Genomic DNA, 17269 nt, shown 5'->3' with positions numbered 1-17269 from the left:
GCGCTCGCGTTCTAATGACCGTCGCGGTGGGTTCGGAGAGGCCAACCCTGTCGGTGGTGGCCGTGCGCGCGACGTGCGGCTCGATTCTGCAAAAACTGCGGTTTCCCATCCTCGCGCCGATGCACTAGACCTCGCGGGTGATTCACCGCGAAGGAAGAGGGGCGAGCATGGCTGATCGAGGGCCCGACAGCGACGTTCTCGACCCCGCCGCCGCTCCCGAAGCGGCAGAGCGTGTCGAGATCTACGACGCCGACGGCGACTTCGATGCCGGCTATCTCCATAGGGTCACGGAGGCGATCGCCGCTGACGATGCTCTCCAACTGAAGCAGGACGTCGGCGATCTCCACGAATCCGAGCTCGGCGACCTTCTGGAACATCTGAGCCCGGACGATCGCCAGTCGCTGGTGCGGCTGATGGGCGACGATTTCGATTATGCCGCGCTCACCGAGGTGGACGAGGCGATCCGGCTCCAGATCGTCGACGCGATGCCGAACGCGCAGATCGCCGAGGCGGTTCGGGCGCTCGATTCCGATGATGCCGTCTACATCCTCGAGGATCTCGAAGAGGAGGACCGCAAGGAGATCCTCGCCCAGTTGCCGTTCCGCGAGCGCATCCGGCTGCGCCGGGCGCTGGAATATCCGGACGAATCGGCCGGCCGGCGCATGCAGACCGAATTCGTCGCGGTGCCACCCTACTGGACCGTCGGCCAGACCATCGACTATCTCCGGGACGAAGCCGGACTTCCCGACAATTTCTCGCAGATCTTCGTCGTCGATCCCTCGTTCAAGCTGCTCGGCGCGGTCGATCTGGACCGGATCCTGCGCATGCGCCGTCCGGCGACGATCGAAGAGATCATGCATGAGACGCGCCACGCCATTCCCGCAGACATGGACCAGGAAGAGGCGGCGCAGATCTTCGAGCAGTACGATCTGCTCTCGGCCGCCGTGGTCGACGCGACGGAGCGCCTCGTTGGCGTCTTGACGATCGATGACGTCGTCGACGTGATCCAGCAGGAGGCGGAAGAGGATCTCCTGCGCCTCGGCGGCGTCGGTGACGAGGAGCTTTCCGACACCGTCGCGACGACCGTGCGCTCGCGCTTCCTGTGGCTGTTCATCAATCTGGTGACGGCGATTCTCGCTTCCCTGGTCATCGGCCTGTTCGATGCGACGATCGAGCAGATGGTGGCGCTCGCCGTGCTGATGCCGATCGTCGCCTCGATGGGCGGCAATGCCGGCACGCAGACGATGACGGTGGCGGTGCGTGCGCTCGCGACGCGTGACATCGACATCTACAATGCCGGCCGCGTCATCCGCAGGGAACTGCTCGTCGGGCTCGTCAACGGCATCGCCTTCGCCGTGATCATCGGCGTCGTCGCGGGGCTCTGGTTCCAGAGCCGCGGGCTTGGCGAGGTGATCGGCATCGCCTTGATCATCAACATGGTCGCGGCCGCGCTCGCCGGCATCCTGATCCCGCTTCTGCTCGACCGCGTCGGCGCCGATCCGGCGCTGGCTTCCGGCACCTTCGTGACGACGGTCACGGACGTCGTCGGCTTCTTCGCCTTTCTCGGCCTTGCGGCCTGGTGGTTCGGGGCCGCACCCGGGTGAGCGATACGGCCGTCGCCTGACGGCTTCGCGCCGCCGTCAGGCGACGGCGCGCCGGTCCTCCAACACTGTTCCCGCGGCGAGGACTTCGGCCTCGTGGCTCGAGTCGCGCCAGGTCTCCGCCAGGGCCGCCTTTTCCCATTCCTGCATGGCGGGTAGGGCAAGGAGGCGCGTGGCATAGTCGGCGGCCGGACCGTCCAGTTCCAGGCCAAAGGTGCGGATGCGGAAGGCGACCGGCGCGAAGAAGGCGTCGACCGCACAGAAATCCTGGCCGGCGAGAAATGGGCCGCCGAACCGTGTCAGGCCCTCGTTCCACAGCGACGCTATGCGCCGCAGGTCGGCCGACAGGGCCGGAGACCTCTGCGACAGGGCGACGGTCTGCCCGACGCTCATCGAGCACTCGTTCCGCAACGCCTGGAAGCCCGAATGCATCTCCGCGGCCGCGCAGCGCGCAAAGGCCCGGGCCGTCGCCGATGATGGCCAGACCCCATCATGGCGCTCGGCGAGATATTCGATGATGGCGAGCGAGTCCCAGACGACGAGACCCGCATCCTCTAGGCAGGGCACCTTGCCGGTCGGCGAAAAATCCCGCGGCGGTGCATCCGGTCCATCGGCGAAGGGGCGCATCCGCTCCTCGAAGTCGATGCCGAGCGTGCGCATCAGCACCCAGGGACGGAGCGACCAGGAGGAGTAGTTCTTGTTGGCGATGGTGAGGGCGTACATCGTATGGCTCTTTCTGGGTATCGATGCGAAGTCGATGGGCTGGTTCGCCTCAGGCGGGGCATGGGCCGCCGGCCCGCGGCACCAAACTAACGGACTCTTGCGATTCCCGAAGCCCCCCGACATGAAGCTTTTGAAGGACGCGCTTCGCCTCCCTGGTTTCCATCATGTCGCTCCAGACGATTCGCCTGGCCAGTTTTTGAACTCTTGTCTTAAAAACAAGATACAAGACATTGAATTATATTAAGTTATTTGATTTCCTGTTACGTGGATGGGCACAGGGCGAGGACGCGGCGGTAGCGGTCGGGATGCTCGCGGGCGACGATCTGCTCGAGCGCGGCGAGAGCCTGTGGTTCCCGCTTGGCGCCGGCGACGAGATGGGTGTAGCCGCGTGCTTCGGCCTCGCTGAACGCCGCTGCCTCGCTCCAGAACAGGTAGGCGAGGCGGACGTCGCGGAAGGGCGAGGAGTCCCGGTCGCTGTGCCAGGCTTCGCAGGCGGTCAGGGTCAATTGCTCGACCGTCACGCAGTCCTGGTCTCGCCGCGGACGGGTGGCCCAGGCCGACGCATTGTCGGGATGCTCGACCAGCTGGATCGCCGCATCGGCATAATGGCGGATGAAGTCCGTGCGCATCCCCCCGAGAATGCCGCAGTTCGCGGCCCGGATTTCGCCGCCGAGCGGCAGGTGCGACGCGAATTCCGGCGGCATGAAGCCGCCATGGCGGCGGATGTCGTTCTCGATCGACTCGGGCCGGTAATAGGATCTGCCATAGGGCGCCGTTTCGGGACTCTGGGCGAAGATGTCCGCGGCCAGAAGCTCCGGCGGCAGCGGCTTCCACAGGAACACGTCGCTGTCGATATGGACGAACGGCGTGTGTTGCGCGCGGTAGGCATAGAGCTTGCCGAGCGACCACCAGTCCGGGTCGTGCTCGCCGAGCGCATCGAGCGACAGATCGACGCTGTCAAAGGGCAGAGCGAGCGTGTCGACGAGAAGGTCTGCGCCCGCGCTGTCGGTGACGAGATGCGTCTCGACGAAGTGCTGCCGGGCGGTGCAGACCGAGAGGATCCAGCTGAGCAGGTGGTGCTGGGGCGTCGGCCACCCCGTGTGCTGGCTGGCATGCAGCGGCTTCGTCCACAGCGACCAGACCGCCCTCACAGGTTGGCTCCCGCGGCGATCAGCAGGCCCGCGCCGATGCCGAGGAAGGGCGATGCCGTACCGCTTCGGTAGCCATAATAGGCGCCAGCCGGCGGCGTCAGCCAGAACCAGGTTTCGAAATCGGCCTCCGGCACGCGCGGCGCGACGATGCCCGGCGGCTGCACCTCGGACAACAGCTGGCGCTTGACCACGAGCCGCCCGAGCAGCCGGGACGCGAGCCCCGCCGGGATCAGGTTCATCGTGCGCTCGTCGGCATAGGAAATGGCGAGGCGGCTGAAACGGGCGGTCCCGGTCCCGATCGTCATCACGCCGACGCGGCTCCCGGGGATGAGCGGTCCGAGCACCGGAAAGTCCAGGGCGACACTGCTCGCGTTACTGCTGCTGTATTCGGCGCGATAACCAAACTGGAGCCTGTCCCTGGTCGTCTTGACGGCCAGCAGGATCCGACGCGGGTCACTCAACCCCGAGACCATGGTGATATCCCTGGATGCCGCCTGTACCAGCGCGCCGCCCTTGATCTGGATATGCGACAGAACGAGCGAGGCGATGGCACCGCTGAAGCCGACGGGCACGAAGACCTCGCTGGCGATGAACAGGCAGAAATCCGTCGGCGCGAGATAGTTGTAGACCAGACCGACGCTGCCATTGAGCGGGGTGTCGACGGTGAGATCGATCAGCATCGGCCCGTCGCGCAGTTTGTGGCGGTGGATCGCCATGGTCGGGGCGGGCGGCGTGGCCACGGTCGACGCGCGGGTGCCGGCGGTCGCATTGGTCTGGACGACGACGTTTCCCGGCGCGATGGCCCAGCTCGACGGTCGCTTGTCGAGATTGATGACGTCGAACTCGTTGTCGAAGGTCGCATTGCCGATCCGCGGCACTTCCTGCTGGAGAATATTCGACAGGAACGACACCGTCTGTCCGAAGGGCCGCCAGACCACCATGCCGGGCGCCTCGGACTCGACGTCGGCCGGCAGGACGATGGGCTGATAGCCGACGATCGCACCGGCCCCGGCACCGGCATAGGGCGGCTGCAGGTGATAGGGGATCTCGGCGGTGACGTAGACCGATCCGCCATTGACGGTATCGGAATCGAGTGTTTGCTTCAGGAGCACGCCGAGGCCGCTCGACAGGAGGTCGACCGGGATTTCCGCCGCCGGAACCAGGGGACGAAGGCGGCCGTCGATGTCGGGCCTCAGCACGTCGCAGACGCTGATCGCGCCGGCGAGCGGCGCGAAGGCGCGGCGCTGGTCGCGTACGCCGTCCGGGAAGGTGACGAGCGCCAGCGGCGCATAGTGATGGTGGAGCCCCCGCGGCGGCGCGGCGGTCAGGACTTCGATCGACGCGTCGATGCTGCGGGCCGCAAATCCCCAGGAATCGCCGTGTCGAAAGACGCCGCCGGCGGCCGCGAGGTCGAAGCCGATCCGGATGCCCTGTTCGAGCTCGATCCGGATGCCGCCAGCCGGCACGGCGATCGTCCCGCTACTGCCGGCCGCATCGAGATCCGTGACCATGGTCCCCGCCGCGTTGCGCACGACGCCGGATTGGTCCCACCGCCGAATCCGGGTGCGCCGGATCGCGAGCTTGTCGGCGCCGACGCCGGTCGGCAGGAGATCGGCCGGAACCGGGGATGCGAAGGTGATGCGCCGGTTCTCATCGTCGACGGAGGCGATCTTCAGCATGGCGCCGGGCTGCCGCGCGAACTCCCGCCGGTCGTCGGTGAGCTCGATCCATTGCCCTGCGGCAAAGCCGAGGATGCTGTCCCGTCCGATGCTGGCGACGGCGACGATGGACGGGGTGACGACCTCCTCAACCGTCGTCGCGACCGTGCCGTTGTCGCGCGACCATTTGAAGGTCGCGGTACCCGGGGCGCCGCCATGATGGATCTCGATCCGGTAGAGCTGGTTCTCGAGCCCGCGATAGCCGCCGGCGGTCGGGACGAGGCACGGGTCGCTCGGAAGACTGGCCGGATTGAGCTCGGTGGTGAGCCGGCCGGCTGAGGCGCGGGTGAGGGAGGTCCAGCCCGGCAAGGCATCGAGCGGCGTGGCGCAGGTCGCGCCGGCGCCGACATTCGCCAGCACGCGCACTTGCCAGACGATTTCGGTCCGCGTCGTGGTGTCGACGCCCCCCAGCGCCTTTTCCAGGAGATCCGGCTGCTCGATGTGCGTGACCTCGCGTTCCCAGACATCGAGGTAGACGAGATGCGGGCCGGGCGTCGTGGGCAGCGCGTCGGGCGCCGGCCAGTGCGGCTGGGCGAAATAGTCGACGGGCCCCGACCCCATCGGCTCGGCCAGCACGCCGATCGTGCCGCGACCGTCCGGACGTTCGACACCGCGGTCGAAGGCGAATGGTGCGGCGCCGTGGTTCTCGGCCAGAAGTCCGTCGACATAGAGCCGGCCACGGCCGATCGACAGCGTGCGGCCGCCGCCGGGCAGACTGGCGAGGCGAATGCGAAATCCGTCGGGGGTTTCGCGGGGAAGGGCCAGGCGGCCGAGCGTATCCACCATTTCGGCGCGGCGGCGACGGTCGGCGATCGCCACCTGCTCGTTCCAGTCGGAATCGAGCGCGACGCGTCCTTGCTGCATGTGGACGGCGTTGAAGTGCCGGCGGGCGTCGAATGTGTGCCGACTGAAGTCCCCGCTCATCGAATCCTCCTTCAGGTCTCGTAGAAGACGCCGGCCGCGAGACCGAAACGCAGATACTCGTCGAGCCGCACGTCGAGGTTGGTTCTTCGCTGCGGCATGTACAGGCTGTGATAGGCGCCCATTTCGGCTTCGTCGTCGGCGCCGGCGGTGAGTTGCGGCGGCGCCTGCCGCCGGAGCTGCAGATAGGCCGGCCGGCCGTGACGCATCGAGGTGAAGCTCGGGACGAGCCGGGCTCGCACCGCCGCGCGTATCGCCGATTTCTCGGCCTCGCCAAGCATCGTGCCGGTCGCCTTTTCCCGCCGCTCGATCTCGGCGGCGCTTTCGAATTCCGGCTGGCAGCGATAGCGCCTCGGCGTCACAGAGCCGGGAACGACATAGGAGAAGCGCACGCAGCCTGTCTGGATGCGTTCCGCGCGGATCGGCGGCTTACCGGCCTCGGCCGTGGCGACGAAGAGCGTGTTCGAGGCATTGAGCTCGGCGGCATCGACGCGGCCGACGGCGGTGACAGCTTCCAGCGACAGTGGCCCGCCGGCCCCCGACACCGCGCCGGCAAAGGCAATCTCGCCGGGTGCCGTCGCGTCGAGGATGCTGTTGGTGATCGCCGTCGTCGCCGGCGAAACCCTGAGGCCGCCGACGATGCTGCTTTCGATGATGATCTCGGCATCGACCAGATCGGCGACGAGGCTGGGGCCGGTGGATTGCGGAGCGGCGTCGATGTCCAGTGCGAGGCCGGGGACGAGCGTCGCATGCCGGATGACGAGCCGGCGCAGGCCTGCGGCGGTGGCGCCGAGGGTGATCGGATGCCCGGCCATCACGATTCCTTCGATGACGAGGGTGGCATCCGGTCCGCCGACTGCGACGGCGAGCGGCGCCGGCAGCATGACGGTCGGCGCCATGCCGGCATCGGCCCTGAGGACCATCGTCGCACCCGTGGGAATCGTCAGGGCGTTCGGGCCAGCACAGGTGCGGCTGTCCCCGATCTCGACAATGCCGCCGTTCGGCAGGGCGGCGACGGCGTCCTGGATCGTCGCCTTGTCGCCTGCATCCTCCGAAACCCGCACGACCGGCAGGTTCGAGCCGAGGAAGGCGTCCGGCCGATCGTAGCTGCCGCCGCCGATATCGGCCACGGCGCCATGGCAGATGCTGACCCGAACCTCGCTGCCGGCCGGCCGGGCATTGCGGAAGAGCAGGCGGCCGCGCACGGGATCGATTGCCACGGGCTTTTCCTGAGGCGCCGTCGCCCACATTCCCGGGCCACGGTCGGAAAGGTCGCACACCGTCACGTCGCCCAGCGGTACGGCGACGAGGGGCTGCCCGGGCGCTTCCCGCGTCTCCACGAGAATGCTGCGCCCGCGGCCGTAATAGGCGGCAAGGTTTTCCGCGAGAACGCGGCGGCTGATCGGCGCCGGCACCTGCAGCGGCGTCGCGAGTTCGGTGATCGCGCCTTCCGGCTCCGGATTGGTGAAGAGCGGCGCGTCGATGCCGAGCGGATGGCAGAGGAAGCGACGTGCATCGACCCGTGCCGCCGTCGCGCGCTCGATCGGACGGGCCGCCAGCCGCCAGAGGAAAAGGCCGACATTACCGATGCCGTAGCGCCCGCCGGAACCGACCTTGCGCAGGTCGACCGTGTGCTGCTGCCGGTCGAAGGCCGAGCCGGCGCGCTCGAGCGCCTCCCAGTCGCGCAGATCAGCGGTGTAGGCGCTCCCGGGCCGGAGGTGGTCGAGATACTGCGTCGTCGCCAGGCGTTCGAAGAACTCGACGCTGCGGGCGCGCCAGCCGGTGACGTCGTTGGCGAGTTCCTCCAGCATCGAGGCGGTGCCCTTGCGGCGGCGGAAGGCGACGACGTTGGCCACCTCCGCCCGCGGGCTGGAAATGCGCGGTACGACGCCATGCAGCGTGCGGTAGCCGACGAGGCTTCCGATATAGGGCGCGGCCCAGTCGGCGCAGGTCTCGATGAACTGGTCGTCGTAGAGCTGCTCGAGGTCCTCCTCCAGGATCGCAGCCGTCTCGGCCAGCACGGCGACGAGGTCGCGCAGCGGATATCCCTCGCCGGCATCGCGCAGGCGGTAGATGGCCGGCAGCAGTTCGTAGAGGGTTTTCGCGTCGAAGCTCACGGCATCGCCTCCAGTTCCTCGAGGGCCGACAGCGTCAGGTGTTCCGCGCCGACCGCGACGCCATCGAGTATCTCGGCGGACGCGGCGGGAAGGCTGGCCTGCCGCACCGGCGTCTCGAGCGGCGGCACGGATCGGTAGAGCGCGGTGACGTTGACGGCGACGACCCCCGGCACCGCGCTGGCGACGCTGATCACCTCGCTGAGAAACAGCGGCTGCGCAAAGCGGCGCGCGAAGCCGAAGGCCTCCTGCAGCGCCGCCGCGACGGCGGGCAGCACGTCGTCCGGCCGGCGGTCGCTGGCGATTTTGACCCGGATCCGAGCCCGCGCCGCGACGGGCCGATAGGGCACGACCTCGACCGCGACGTTGGGATCACCGTGACGGCGCACGGCCCGGAGCAGACCGAGGGTCAGGTCGCCGCCGGCCTGGACCGCACGCCCGTCGGGGCCGGCGACGGTGATGACGATGCGCCGGCCGCCGGCGCGCCACAGGAGGTCTGCTCTCGCCTTGCCGACGCCGGGATAGGTGCGGGCGTAGTCCTCGTAGTCGGTGAGCGAGACCGCTCGGCCGAGCGTCAGCACGCTGGTCGGCGCGTTCCGGCGGGTGTCCTCGACGCGCTCGGGATCCTGCGCGCCTTCTGCCGCCAGCGGGTTCGTCACCGATTTCACGCCGAGCGGGCGCGCCGCCAGGAGGGTGATCTGGCCGGCGGTCGCGAGCCCGCCCAGGCCGATCCCCTTGCGGTAGGAGGCAACGATGCTGTCGCGGCTGGTCGGCGGCCGGGCGCCGGTGACGCCATCGCCGAAGGCGACGACCGTCGTCCCGTCGTCCTCCAGCCGCGTGGTGTAGACCCGGTCGCGGGGGCCGCTTCCCAAAAGGTCCGGCACTTCCGTCCAGGCGACGTCGCTGACCCGGACCGTCAGCGTCGACGCGCTGCCGCCCGCCGGGGAGCGCACATGCGTCAGCGGGCCCTGGCGCAGGGCGAAGCGCTGGTTCGGGCGGCTGGCATCGCCATTGCCGAGAATGTCGGTGACGCTCTCGCCATGGCTGGCCGGGGCCACATTGGCGAGGACTTCAGCCGAGCCGCGGTCATAGGCATGGATCAGCGACCGTTCCAGGATCAGGCGGCCGTGGATCGGGTCGGTGGCGTCGAGGGAGCCGAGGATGGCGACTTCGGCAATCACCGGGTCGTCCCGGCCGGCGGCGACGAAACGCAGCGGCGCCGCATTCACGGCGCGGTCGAGCGTGCCCTCGCGACCCTCCGAGGTGCGCAGGCGCCAACGCAGCAGGCCGGGGGAAACCTCGACCGGCGGCCCGACGACGCTGAGGCGCTCGCCATCACCGGGCTTGAACTCGTCGCCTTGCGCGTCGACGAGCGCGAGGGCGCCATCGGCGCGGACCCGGGGCGCCCGGCCGCGCACGACCAGTCTCCGGCCGGGGGAAAGCCCCTCCACCGGGCCATCCAGTACGATGTCGTCGCCCCAGACCGGCTCGACGATCGGCGCACGGGCAAGGTCGAGGCTCTCGTTTTCGGTGAGAACGGCGGTGCGGCGATAGTCGGCGCCGTCGAATTTCGTCAGGTTCTCATCCGTGTCGAGAACCAGGGCGCTTGTCCGGCCCGACATCAGGTAGCCCGACTTTCCGGTCTCCGCGACGGCGACCACCCGGTAGAGCTCGGTGTAGGCGGCGCGGGTGAGAACGACCCAGCTGCCCGGCACGACGCCGGGGACGGGCGCATCGAGGTAGATCGTCTCGTCCTCGATCTTGAAGTCCCAGTCGCCTTTTTTGCCGATCCCCACGACATTGGCCGCGACGTCGGGGTGAAGCACCGAAGGATGCAGCGCGTTGTGGCCGAAGAGGGCTGCATGTCGCCGCATCACATAGAGCGTCGGATCGATCGAGGGCGGGCTGTCGGGCACCCAGACACCGAGGCCGCGGTCGAAGGTGATCGTCGTCCGGTCGGCCTCGACATCCCGCTCGACCGACACGACGATGCGCAGGTCCCAATGCTCGTCGCCCGGCGCCGCGATACGCTCCGGGCCGACGAGGAGCACCACGTCCCCGACGGCGATCCGCACCGCTGCCCCCTTGAGGAAGGCAATCCGGTCGTCGCGGCGCAGGCGATGGGTGACCATCTGCTGGGGTTTCAGGGCGTTCCATGCAACGCGGCCCTCGATGTCCTCGAGGGTCTCATAGGTCTGCGAACGCTCGCCGGGACCCGGCACGCTCTGCACCTTGGTGCCCGCGGGGATCGTCGTGACCGCGACCGCCATTTCCGGCGCGCCGGGCGCCGGCTCCATGGTGAAGGCGAGGTCGACCGAGGCGGCGACGCCGGGATTGAGACGGTAGCCGATCAGCCGCGCGAGGGCGGCGACCGAGAAGGCCTCCGTCGCCGTCGACAGGAAGGATTCGTTGGCGATGCGCTCCTGATAGAAGGAGAGGACGTCGGCGGTGGTGGCAAAGGCGTCGAGCAGCGCGATGCTCGGGTCATCGTCGTCGCGCGTCCTCAACCCGCTGAGAGCCTTGAACTCGCGGGCGGAGAGCCGGGCCAGCATGGTGGCCTTGAACGCCGAATGCGTGCCGACGCGATAGGCGATCGCGCGCTGGCCCGGCGCATTGCTGCGTGGCGTGGGGAGGCTGGCACCGGTGCCGGAACAGCATCCGCAGCTGCCTTCGCCGGCCGGCAGTCTCGCGTCGCCGACGATGATCTCGCTCATTTGCCGCCTCCAAGGGTGAGGCGAAGCACGCCTTGCTCCGGAAGGTTGGGGTCGTTGTCGAGCCGGGCGATCTCGAGCCGGCCGATGTCGAGCCGGCCGATATCGAGAGGCTTGCCATCCGGTCGTCCCTGGCGGTGGAAGCGCGTGACCTCGACTGACCGAACGCCGGCGATTGCCTGCACGACGGCGATGATGGCGCTGAGATAGACCGGCTGGGCGAAGGTCCAGCGGTCTGGGTGGAAGAGGCCGTCAGGGCTTGTGCCCAGCGCTTTTCGCACCGCCACGGCGACATTTGCGCGAAAATAGTCAGGCGCCACGCAGACCGTCAGGTCGAGTTCGACCGGAACGAAGCGCGGGGCATCGATCTCGAGGTCCATGCCGGCCATGCGATAGGGATCGAGACGCCGCCGGGTTGCGTCCTTGAAGCCGTCGTCGACCGCGCGGCCGCCGGTCCGGTCGGCGGTGACGAAGGCGGTGTACCAGCTGCCGGTCCAGCGGAAGGTCGCTGCGGCCCGCTGGATCGCCGGATCGCGCTCGGCAAGGTGCGCATAGTCCTCCGGCGTCACCGCGCGCTCCAGCGTGCGGAAGGCGAAGGGCGCACGCTGTCGAACCGTCTCGACGCCCTCGGGGTCGAGGCCGCCGGCGGCGGGGAGGGGATTGCGCGGGGCGGCAAGGCGCAAGTCGTCGCTGACGATGTGGGCGATGGCCTCGGCCCCGACATTGCCGCGGGCGCCCTGGCCGATCCGGTAGGTCGCAACAAAGCGCGCGCCCGACCGCGGCCGCAGGCCGTGCCGGCCGTCGCCGAAGCGCAGTGTGGTCTGGCCGTCGTCCTCGACCTCGACGACGAAAGTCCGGTCGGCGCCATCGCTGCCGAGAAGGTCGCGCTCGGCCGTGAAAGGTGGGCTGCCGGGGGAGGAGGTTTCGGTGACGGTGATGGCCGGGCGAAGCTCGGCAGCGGTCCAGGTCAGGGCGGCGCGGGCCGAAGGCGGCGGGATGTCCGCGGCATAGGGGAAGACGTGAGTCAGTGGCCCGAGCGACAGGCCCGGCCGCCAGCGCGGCGGCACGGCGACCCGCTTCGGCCGTGCGCACTGGTCGGACTCGTCGGCGACAAGAAAGAGGTGCGGCTCCGGCACCGTCCCGAGCGTCTCGTCCGCGATGGTGCGACCGTGGTCGGCGAGGACGATGTTGCCGCGCGCGACGGTGACGTCCGCCACCGGCACCTCGCCGAGATCGGGATCGGAGTGCGAGGAAATGCAGAGCGCAAACGGCAGGGCGTCGTCGGCATGCCAGAGCAGTTCGGTAATCTCGTCCCCGGTCACCCGGTCGGTCAGCGGCACGTCGGGATCGCCCGGATCCGTCTTGTCCTGGAAGGCCTTGACCGCAAGGAGTCGGACGGCGTGGCGCTTGGCCGGATCGGCGTCCTCCGGTTTGCCGGTGCGCGGGCCTACCACTTCTTCGAAGACAAGCATGTCGCCGGGCCCCCCGGGGGCGGTCGGCGCAAGTCGCGGGAAATGCCCCTTCAGCGTCGCGCGCGTCGCGCCGGTCGGCAGGCAGCATTCGGCGTCGCTCCAGGTGTAGAACGTCATGTGCGCATGCGCCTTCACGAGGGTTGCGGCATGCATCGTCTCGTAGACGGTCGGGTCGCTGCGCAATGCGACGTCGAGAGGGTGCGGCTTGCCGCCGGCCGGATTGGTGATCGGGATGCGGTCCGTCGCTCCCGGCACGCGGGTGAACAGCATCGTGTGTTCCGGAACGATGATCGGGTTCGCCGGGTCGGTGTCGTCTGCCGCCGGTGTGGCGGCGAGCTGGACGAGCACGCGCGCGGCGCCGCCGTCGTGCATCGGGTAATCGACCAGCCGGGCATGGCGGCGGACAGAGACGCGGCGCCGCGCGGTGCCGAGATAGGCTTCGGTCGCGATCGCGTCCTGCTGGTAGCTGAGATGGTCGGCGACATAGGCCAGCGTCTCCACCAAAGCGACGCCGAGGTCGGCGGGCGTGCGGTCGCGCCAGCCGGGCATCAGCAGTGCCATGCGGTCGAGCATCAGCCGGCGGAAGCTGGCATAGTCCTTGGCCAGATAGTCGATCGCCGGCTCCTCGGCCGGTTCCGGCGCGCAGGTGTCGGCGCTGCGGCAGTCGAAATCGCTGGGGCATTCGACCTTGAACGAGAAATCGACGGCAGAGAGCGGCGGATCGAAACTGTCCGGCGCGCGCGGATCGAGCGTCGAGCGGACGATGCGCAGCGTATAGGTCGAGTAGTCGCCCGCGATGCCGGTGCGCACGACGAGCGTATCCGCCGCGCCTGGCAGGGCGGCGAAGAATGCCCCGTCCTCCGCGCCGAGATCGGCCGGTGGGATGGCGTCGGCCGGATGCGCCCAGAGCACTTCGATGCCGACGACCCGCTCGCCGCCCTCGATCAGCACATTGTCGCGGCCAAGCCCCGCCGCCGGCAGCAGCAGCCGCAGCAGCAGCGTGCGCTGCCGGGGCGTACCGGCCGGGGCGCCGAGGTCGAGGACTTCGAGCACGTCGATGCCATTGAAACTACCGTCGGACCGGACGGTTTCGAGACGACGCGGCGTACAGCAGGCGTAGATCATGGCGCCGCCTCCCGGGTGAATTCCGCCGTGGTGCGATCGCCGCTGCGGCGCTCGATGAAGGTTATCGCGACGCTGAGGCGGGCATCATCGGAGGTAACGGAAACGTCCTCGACCAGGATCAGGTCTCCCAGCCATTGCTGCAGCGCGCCCCTGACCAGGAACTCGGCCGTCGCGGCCAATTCCGGGCTGTTCGGCGCGAAGACCAGCTGCAGCACGCCGCTGCCGAAGTCCGGCCGGTTCACCCGCTCCCCCGGCTGGGTGAACAGGACCTGCTCGATGAGCTGGAGGGTAGTGTCCGCGCTCGTGGTGGAAATTCCGACATTGAAAGGTGTGGCTGAGGCGGTCACCGGATAGGGCGGCTAAGGTGGAGTTGCGAGACTTCAACCTGACCGGAGAACCCGATGACCGAGGACAGACTACCGCTTGCCGAGCTTTTTGCGAAAGCCGGGGACGGCGATTTCCTGAGAACGATAGCCGAGAGCGTGATGCAGCTCCTTATGGAGGTCGACGTTGAAGGCATGATCGGCGCCGGGCGCCACGAACGGACGCAGGAACGGGCGACTTATCGCAATGGCTACCGCGACCGCTCGCTCGACACGCGGCTCGGCTCGTTGCAGCTTCGGATACCCAAGCTTCGGCAGGGCAGCTACTTCCCGCCGTTCCTGGAGCCGAGAAAGCTCTCGGAGAAGGCCTTGGTTGCCGTCATTCAGGAAGCTTGGATCAGCGGCGTTTCCACCCGGCGGGTCGACGATCTGGTACAGGCCATGGGGCTGTCGGGGATCGGCAAGAGCACCGTATCGAAGCTGTGCAAAGACATCGACGAACGCGTCGGCGGCTTCCTCGACCGTCCTCTCACTGGCGACTGGCCCTACCTCTGGCTGGATGCGACCTACCTGAAGCAGCGCGAGGGTGGACGCATCGTTTCGGTCGCCGCCATAATCGCCGTGGCCGTGAACACGGACGGCAAGCGCGAGATCGTCGGCCTTCACATCGGCCCCTCGGAAGCGGAGACGTTTTGGTCGAGCTTCCTCAAGAGCCTCGTGCGCCGCGGCCTGTCCGGCGTGAAGCTCGTGATCTCGGATGCTCACGAAGGGCTGAAAGCCGCCATTCGCCGGGTGTTCAGCGCCTCCTGGCAGCGCTGCCGGGTGCATTGGATGCGCAACGCCCTGTCGTATGTCCCGAAGGCGCAGCAGAGCATGGCGGCGGCCGCGCTGCGCCAAGCCTTCGCCCAGCCCGATCGTGCTAGCGCCAGCCAGGCGCTGCGCCACGTCGCCGACCAGCTTCGGGGAAAGTGTCCAAAGCTCGGGGCCTTCATCGACAACAGCGAGACCGACGTGCTGGCGCACATGGATTTTCCCAGTCAGCACCGGACCCGGATCCATTCGACGAATTCCCTGGAGCGCCTGAACAAGGAGGTGAAGCGGCGTGCCGACGTCGTCGGAATCTTCCCGAACGAGGGATCCATCATCCGGCTCATCGGCGCCGTCCTTCTCGAGGCCAACGACGAATGGCAGATCCAGAACCGCTACATGCAGACCGAACCCATGGCCGACCTCATGGCCATGGGCAACACTGCAAAACCCGAACAGATTTCCACCGAAGTCGCCTGAAACGGAGCCGCTTCAGCTACACTCAATTTCCACCACGTTGACGGACACGACCAGCTGGAGCAGATAGGCCTTGTCGGTCGCCGAGGCGGTTCGGGCGCGGTCGTCGATGTGGAGGGGATAGGCGATGTGCATCTCTCAGCTCCCCATCACGCGGATCTGCGTGACCACCGGCATCAGCGGTGTCCCGGTCGGCACGCAGAGCGACTGAGACGTTTGCAAAAGGACCGGCTGCCCGAGCGCGGTGACGCGCAGAGCCGCGCTGACGAACTGGGCTGTGACGCAGGGGCCGTTGCCCGCGGGCGGCGGCGGCATGGTGCAGCCGGCAACCACCCAGGGCGCTGCGATGGTGACCACCGGCTGCCCGCCGACCAGCACGCGTGGCACCGGCGTCGTCGGCTGTGCCTGCCCGGCATGCGAGCAGAGGACGGTGGCGCCGACATGCAGAACGAACCCGGGCATGTCCTTCCCTTCCTCCTCAGATCACCGTCAGGGCGCCGCCGTTGACGGTCACCGCCGGCCCCACCATGGTGATGCTCGCCCCCTTGCCGTTCTGGATGTAGATGCCGGTATCGTTGACGATCAGCTTCGCGCCGGTGGCGCTCTTCAGCATGATTCCGCCGGTCGGGCCGGGGACGTCGTTGATCGTCATGCCGTTCTGTAGAGTCGTCTGCAGGGTGATGCCCGGCACCGCCGGCGGTACCAGCCGGGCGAGCGCCGGCACCTCGGCGCCCGAGCCCCAATAGCAGCCGACCCAGATCGGGTAGTCCTGGTTGCCGCGCTCGAACTCGAGCCAGACGCCGGCGCCGGGCGGCGGCACGGTGTAGATCCCCATCTGCAGGCCGGCGACCGGCAGGCACGGCATCGCCCAGCTCGACAGCATCACCCCCGAGACGTCCGGTGCGATGACCTGGATACGGCCCAGCATCATCGGATCGACGTTGTTGACGCAGATCGCGCGGAACTTGCCGAGGAAGGGGCCGGTCTCCGTCATGCCGCGACCCTCGGGACGGTGGAGACGACGCCGTTGCGGGCAAGTTCGAAACTCTGCCGGAAGCGGCCCCGCTCCAGCTGATGCGTCACCTTCTTCACGTAATACAGCCCGTCGAAGGCCAGGCCGGCGCCGCGCACGCCGACCAGTCGGCGCGAGCGCAGCACGTGGCCATAACGCAGGACGTCCAGCGTGCCGTTGGCGAACACCGCGTCGGAATGCTCGGCGGCATAGGTGATGCCGCGCATCAGGGCGCCGGGGATCGAGAGGTTCGCGGTGTCTTTCAGGAGCGTGATCTTCGGCGGCAGCGGCGGGATTGCGCCGAGCGGCGGATTGAGCGGCGTCACGTCGGGGATCGGGATCGGGATCGGCGCCTTGCTGATCGATTCCTGGATGAAGACGATCGGAATTTCCTTGCGGTCCGTCTCGTAGCGGAAGGACAGGCTCTCGACATTGCTGTGCGCGTCCATGTCGATCGACAGCGCCGGCTGCGGTGCGCCGACCCGGATTTCCGGTCCCCAATAGGCGACGCTCACGCCGGGCTTCGGGCCGGGCTCGATGTAGAAGACATGGCCGCAGGAACGGGCAAGCAGCCTGAGATAATCCAGGTCCTTGTCGATCTGCAGCGGAATGCGATCGGTCGGGATCGGCAGGTCCTCGGCAATGCTCGGGATCGTCATGGGAATGATGCCGAGCCAGGCATATTTCGCCAGGATCAGCGCGGCGCGGGCAACCGGGGGCATCGCGGGAAAAGGCAGTCCGGAAAAGTCGATGAAGCCCATCACCGCGCTGAGGTCCTTGCCCTGGATCTTCAACGTCGACGGGCCGCCGTTGGCGCCGGGCTCGACCTGATGATGGGTGACCACCCCGTCGATCAGGACGTTCGCCGATCCGCCGAGCGTCGCCACGAGGATGACCCGCACCAGCGGAATGCTGGCACCGCCCGAGATCAGGAACAGCGTCGACAGCGGCGAACGCTTGTCGAGGGTGAAGGTGAGGTCGAAGCCGCTCTCCTCGTCGCCGGAGGCCTGCGTCACCTCGACAGAGGACAGCGCATCCATCACCTCGCGCGGCGCTGGCAACGGCACGCCCGGGCCAATCATCAGGGTGAGATTGAGGTTCTTGATCGCCATGG

The 17269-nt window shown here is 68.2% G+C and carries 12 protein-coding genes; 2 read left to right on the top strand and 10 right to left on the bottom strand.

The window, feature by feature from the left end; all coding sequences use genetic code 11:
* Window positions 1-167 precede the first annotated feature (167 nt).
* Window positions 168-1604 (top strand): magnesium transporter, encoded by a 1437-nt coding sequence (gene mgtE, locus Sa4125_RS11470; protein WP_224007380.1) that lies wholly within the window; start codon window positions 168-170, stop codon window positions 1602-1604.
* Between the two features lie 36 nt (window positions 1605-1640).
* Here the strand turns inward: mgtE and Sa4125_RS11465 are convergent, their stop codons facing one another.
* The 7 genes from Sa4125_RS11465 to Sa4125_RS11435 all read right to left on the bottom strand — a co-directional run bounded on the left by Sa4125_RS11465 (window position 1641) and on the right by Sa4125_RS11435 (window position 13883).
* A complete protein-coding gene (locus Sa4125_RS11465) occupies window positions 1641-2324 on the bottom strand; it encodes a glutathione S-transferase family protein (RefSeq protein ID WP_224007377.1) in 684 nt (227 codons plus the stop codon).
* Window positions 2325-2584: 260 nt separating this feature from the next.
* On the bottom strand, window positions 2585-3475 hold the full coding sequence (locus Sa4125_RS11460) for a DUF6734 family protein (RefSeq protein WP_224007374.1): 891 nt from the start codon (window positions 3473-3475) through the stop codon (window positions 2585-2587).
* Window positions 3472-6117 (bottom strand): DUF6519 domain-containing protein, encoded by a 2646-nt coding sequence (locus Sa4125_RS11455; RefSeq protein ID WP_224007371.1) that lies wholly within the window; start codon window positions 6115-6117, stop codon window positions 3472-3474. The genes Sa4125_RS11460 and Sa4125_RS11455 overlap by 4 nt, the downstream gene beginning before the upstream one ends.
* Window positions 6118-6128: 11 nt before the next feature.
* On the bottom strand, window positions 6129-8231 hold the full coding sequence (locus tag Sa4125_RS11450) for a hypothetical protein (protein ID WP_224007368.1): 2103 nt from the start codon (window positions 8229-8231) through the stop codon (window positions 6129-6131).
* On the bottom strand, window positions 8228-10942 hold the full coding sequence (locus Sa4125_RS11445) for a putative baseplate assembly protein (RefSeq protein ID WP_224007365.1): 2715 nt from the start codon (window positions 10940-10942) through the stop codon (window positions 8228-8230). Before Sa4125_RS11445 ends, Sa4125_RS11450 begins: the two co-directional genes overlap by 4 nt.
* Window positions 10939-13536 carry a putative baseplate assembly protein gene (locus Sa4125_RS11440; protein WP_224007362.1) on the bottom strand — a complete coding sequence of 866 codons (2598 nt, stop codon included), beginning with the start codon at window positions 13534-13536 and terminating at the stop codon, window positions 10939-10941. Before Sa4125_RS11440 ends, Sa4125_RS11445 begins: the two co-directional genes overlap by 4 nt.
* Window positions 13533-13883 carry a GPW/gp25 family protein gene (locus tag Sa4125_RS11435; RefSeq protein WP_224007359.1) on the bottom strand — a complete coding sequence of 117 codons (351 nt, stop codon included), beginning with the start codon at window positions 13881-13883 and terminating at the stop codon, window positions 13533-13535. Before Sa4125_RS11435 ends, Sa4125_RS11440 begins: the two co-directional genes overlap by 4 nt.
* A 54-nt stretch (window positions 13884-13937) precedes the next feature.
* On the opposite strand from Sa4125_RS11435, the gene Sa4125_RS11430 reads away from it, so the two are divergent.
* Window positions 13938-15146, top strand: a complete 1209-nt coding sequence (locus Sa4125_RS11430; RefSeq protein ID WP_223998301.1) for an IS256 family transposase — start codon at window positions 13938-13940, stop codon at window positions 15144-15146.
* A gap of 135 nt (window positions 15147-15281) precedes the next feature.
* On the opposite strand, the gene Sa4125_RS11425 is transcribed toward Sa4125_RS11430, so the two are convergent.
* Genes Sa4125_RS11425 through Sa4125_RS11415 form a run of 3 tightly spaced genes read right to left on the bottom strand, consistent with a single transcriptional unit; the run spans window position 15282 to window position 17267 of the window.
* Complete coding sequence (locus tag Sa4125_RS11425; RefSeq protein ID WP_224007356.1) at window positions 15282-15605, bottom strand: hypothetical protein; 324 nt, start codon at window positions 15603-15605, stop codon at window positions 15282-15284.
* A gap of 16 nt (window positions 15606-15621) precedes the next feature.
* Window positions 15622-16137 (bottom strand): phage baseplate assembly protein V, encoded by a 516-nt coding sequence (locus Sa4125_RS11420; RefSeq protein WP_224007353.1) that lies wholly within the window; start codon window positions 16135-16137, stop codon window positions 15622-15624.
* Entirely contained in the window at window positions 16134-17267 is a 1134-nt protein-coding gene (locus Sa4125_RS11415) for a hypothetical protein (RefSeq protein WP_224007350.1), read from the bottom strand. The genes Sa4125_RS11420 and Sa4125_RS11415 overlap by 4 nt, the downstream gene beginning before the upstream one ends.
* Window positions 17268-17269: the final 2 nt, after the last annotated feature.

Source organism: Aureimonas sp. SA4125, assembly GCF_019973775.1.
Classification (GTDB): domain Bacteria; phylum Pseudomonadota; class Alphaproteobacteria; order Rhizobiales; family Rhizobiaceae; genus Plantimonas.
This window is presented reverse-complemented; position numbering and strand designations above follow the sequence as displayed.

Excerpts from the sequence above, each read along its gene's own strand:
- Sa4125_RS11425 (WP_224007356.1), bottom strand. The coding sequence starts at position 15,605 with ATGCCCGGGTTCGTTCTGCATGTCGGCGCCACCGTCCTCTGCTCGCAT.
- Sa4125_RS11455 (WP_224007371.1), bottom strand. The coding sequence starts at position 6,117 with ATGAGCGGGGACTTCAGTCGGCACACATTCGACGCCCGCCGGCACTTC.
- Sa4125_RS11430 (WP_223998301.1), top strand. The coding sequence starts at position 13,938 with ATGACCGAGGACAGACTACCGCTTGCCGAGCTTTTTGCGAAAGCCGGG.
- Sa4125_RS11440 (WP_224007362.1), bottom strand. The coding sequence starts at position 13,536 with ATGATCTACGCCTGCTGTACGCCGCGTCGTCTCGAAACCGTCCGGTCC.
- Sa4125_RS11465 (WP_224007377.1), bottom strand. The coding sequence starts at position 2,324 with ATGTACGCCCTCACCATCGCCAACAAGAACTACTCCTCCTGGTCGCTC.
- Sa4125_RS11420 (WP_224007353.1), bottom strand. The coding sequence starts at position 16,137 with ATGACGGAGACCGGCCCCTTCCTCGGCAAGTTCCGCGCGATCTGCGTC.
- mgtE (WP_224007380.1), top strand. The coding sequence starts at position 168 with ATGGCTGATCGAGGGCCCGACAGCGACGTTCTCGACCCCGCCGCCGCT.
- Sa4125_RS11445 (WP_224007365.1), bottom strand. The coding sequence starts at position 10,942 with ATGAGCGAGATCATCGTCGGCGACGCGAGACTGCCGGCCGGCGAAGGC.
- Sa4125_RS11415 (WP_224007350.1), bottom strand. The coding sequence starts at position 17,267 with ATGGCGATCAAGAACCTCAATCTCACCCTGATGATTGGCCCGGGCGTG.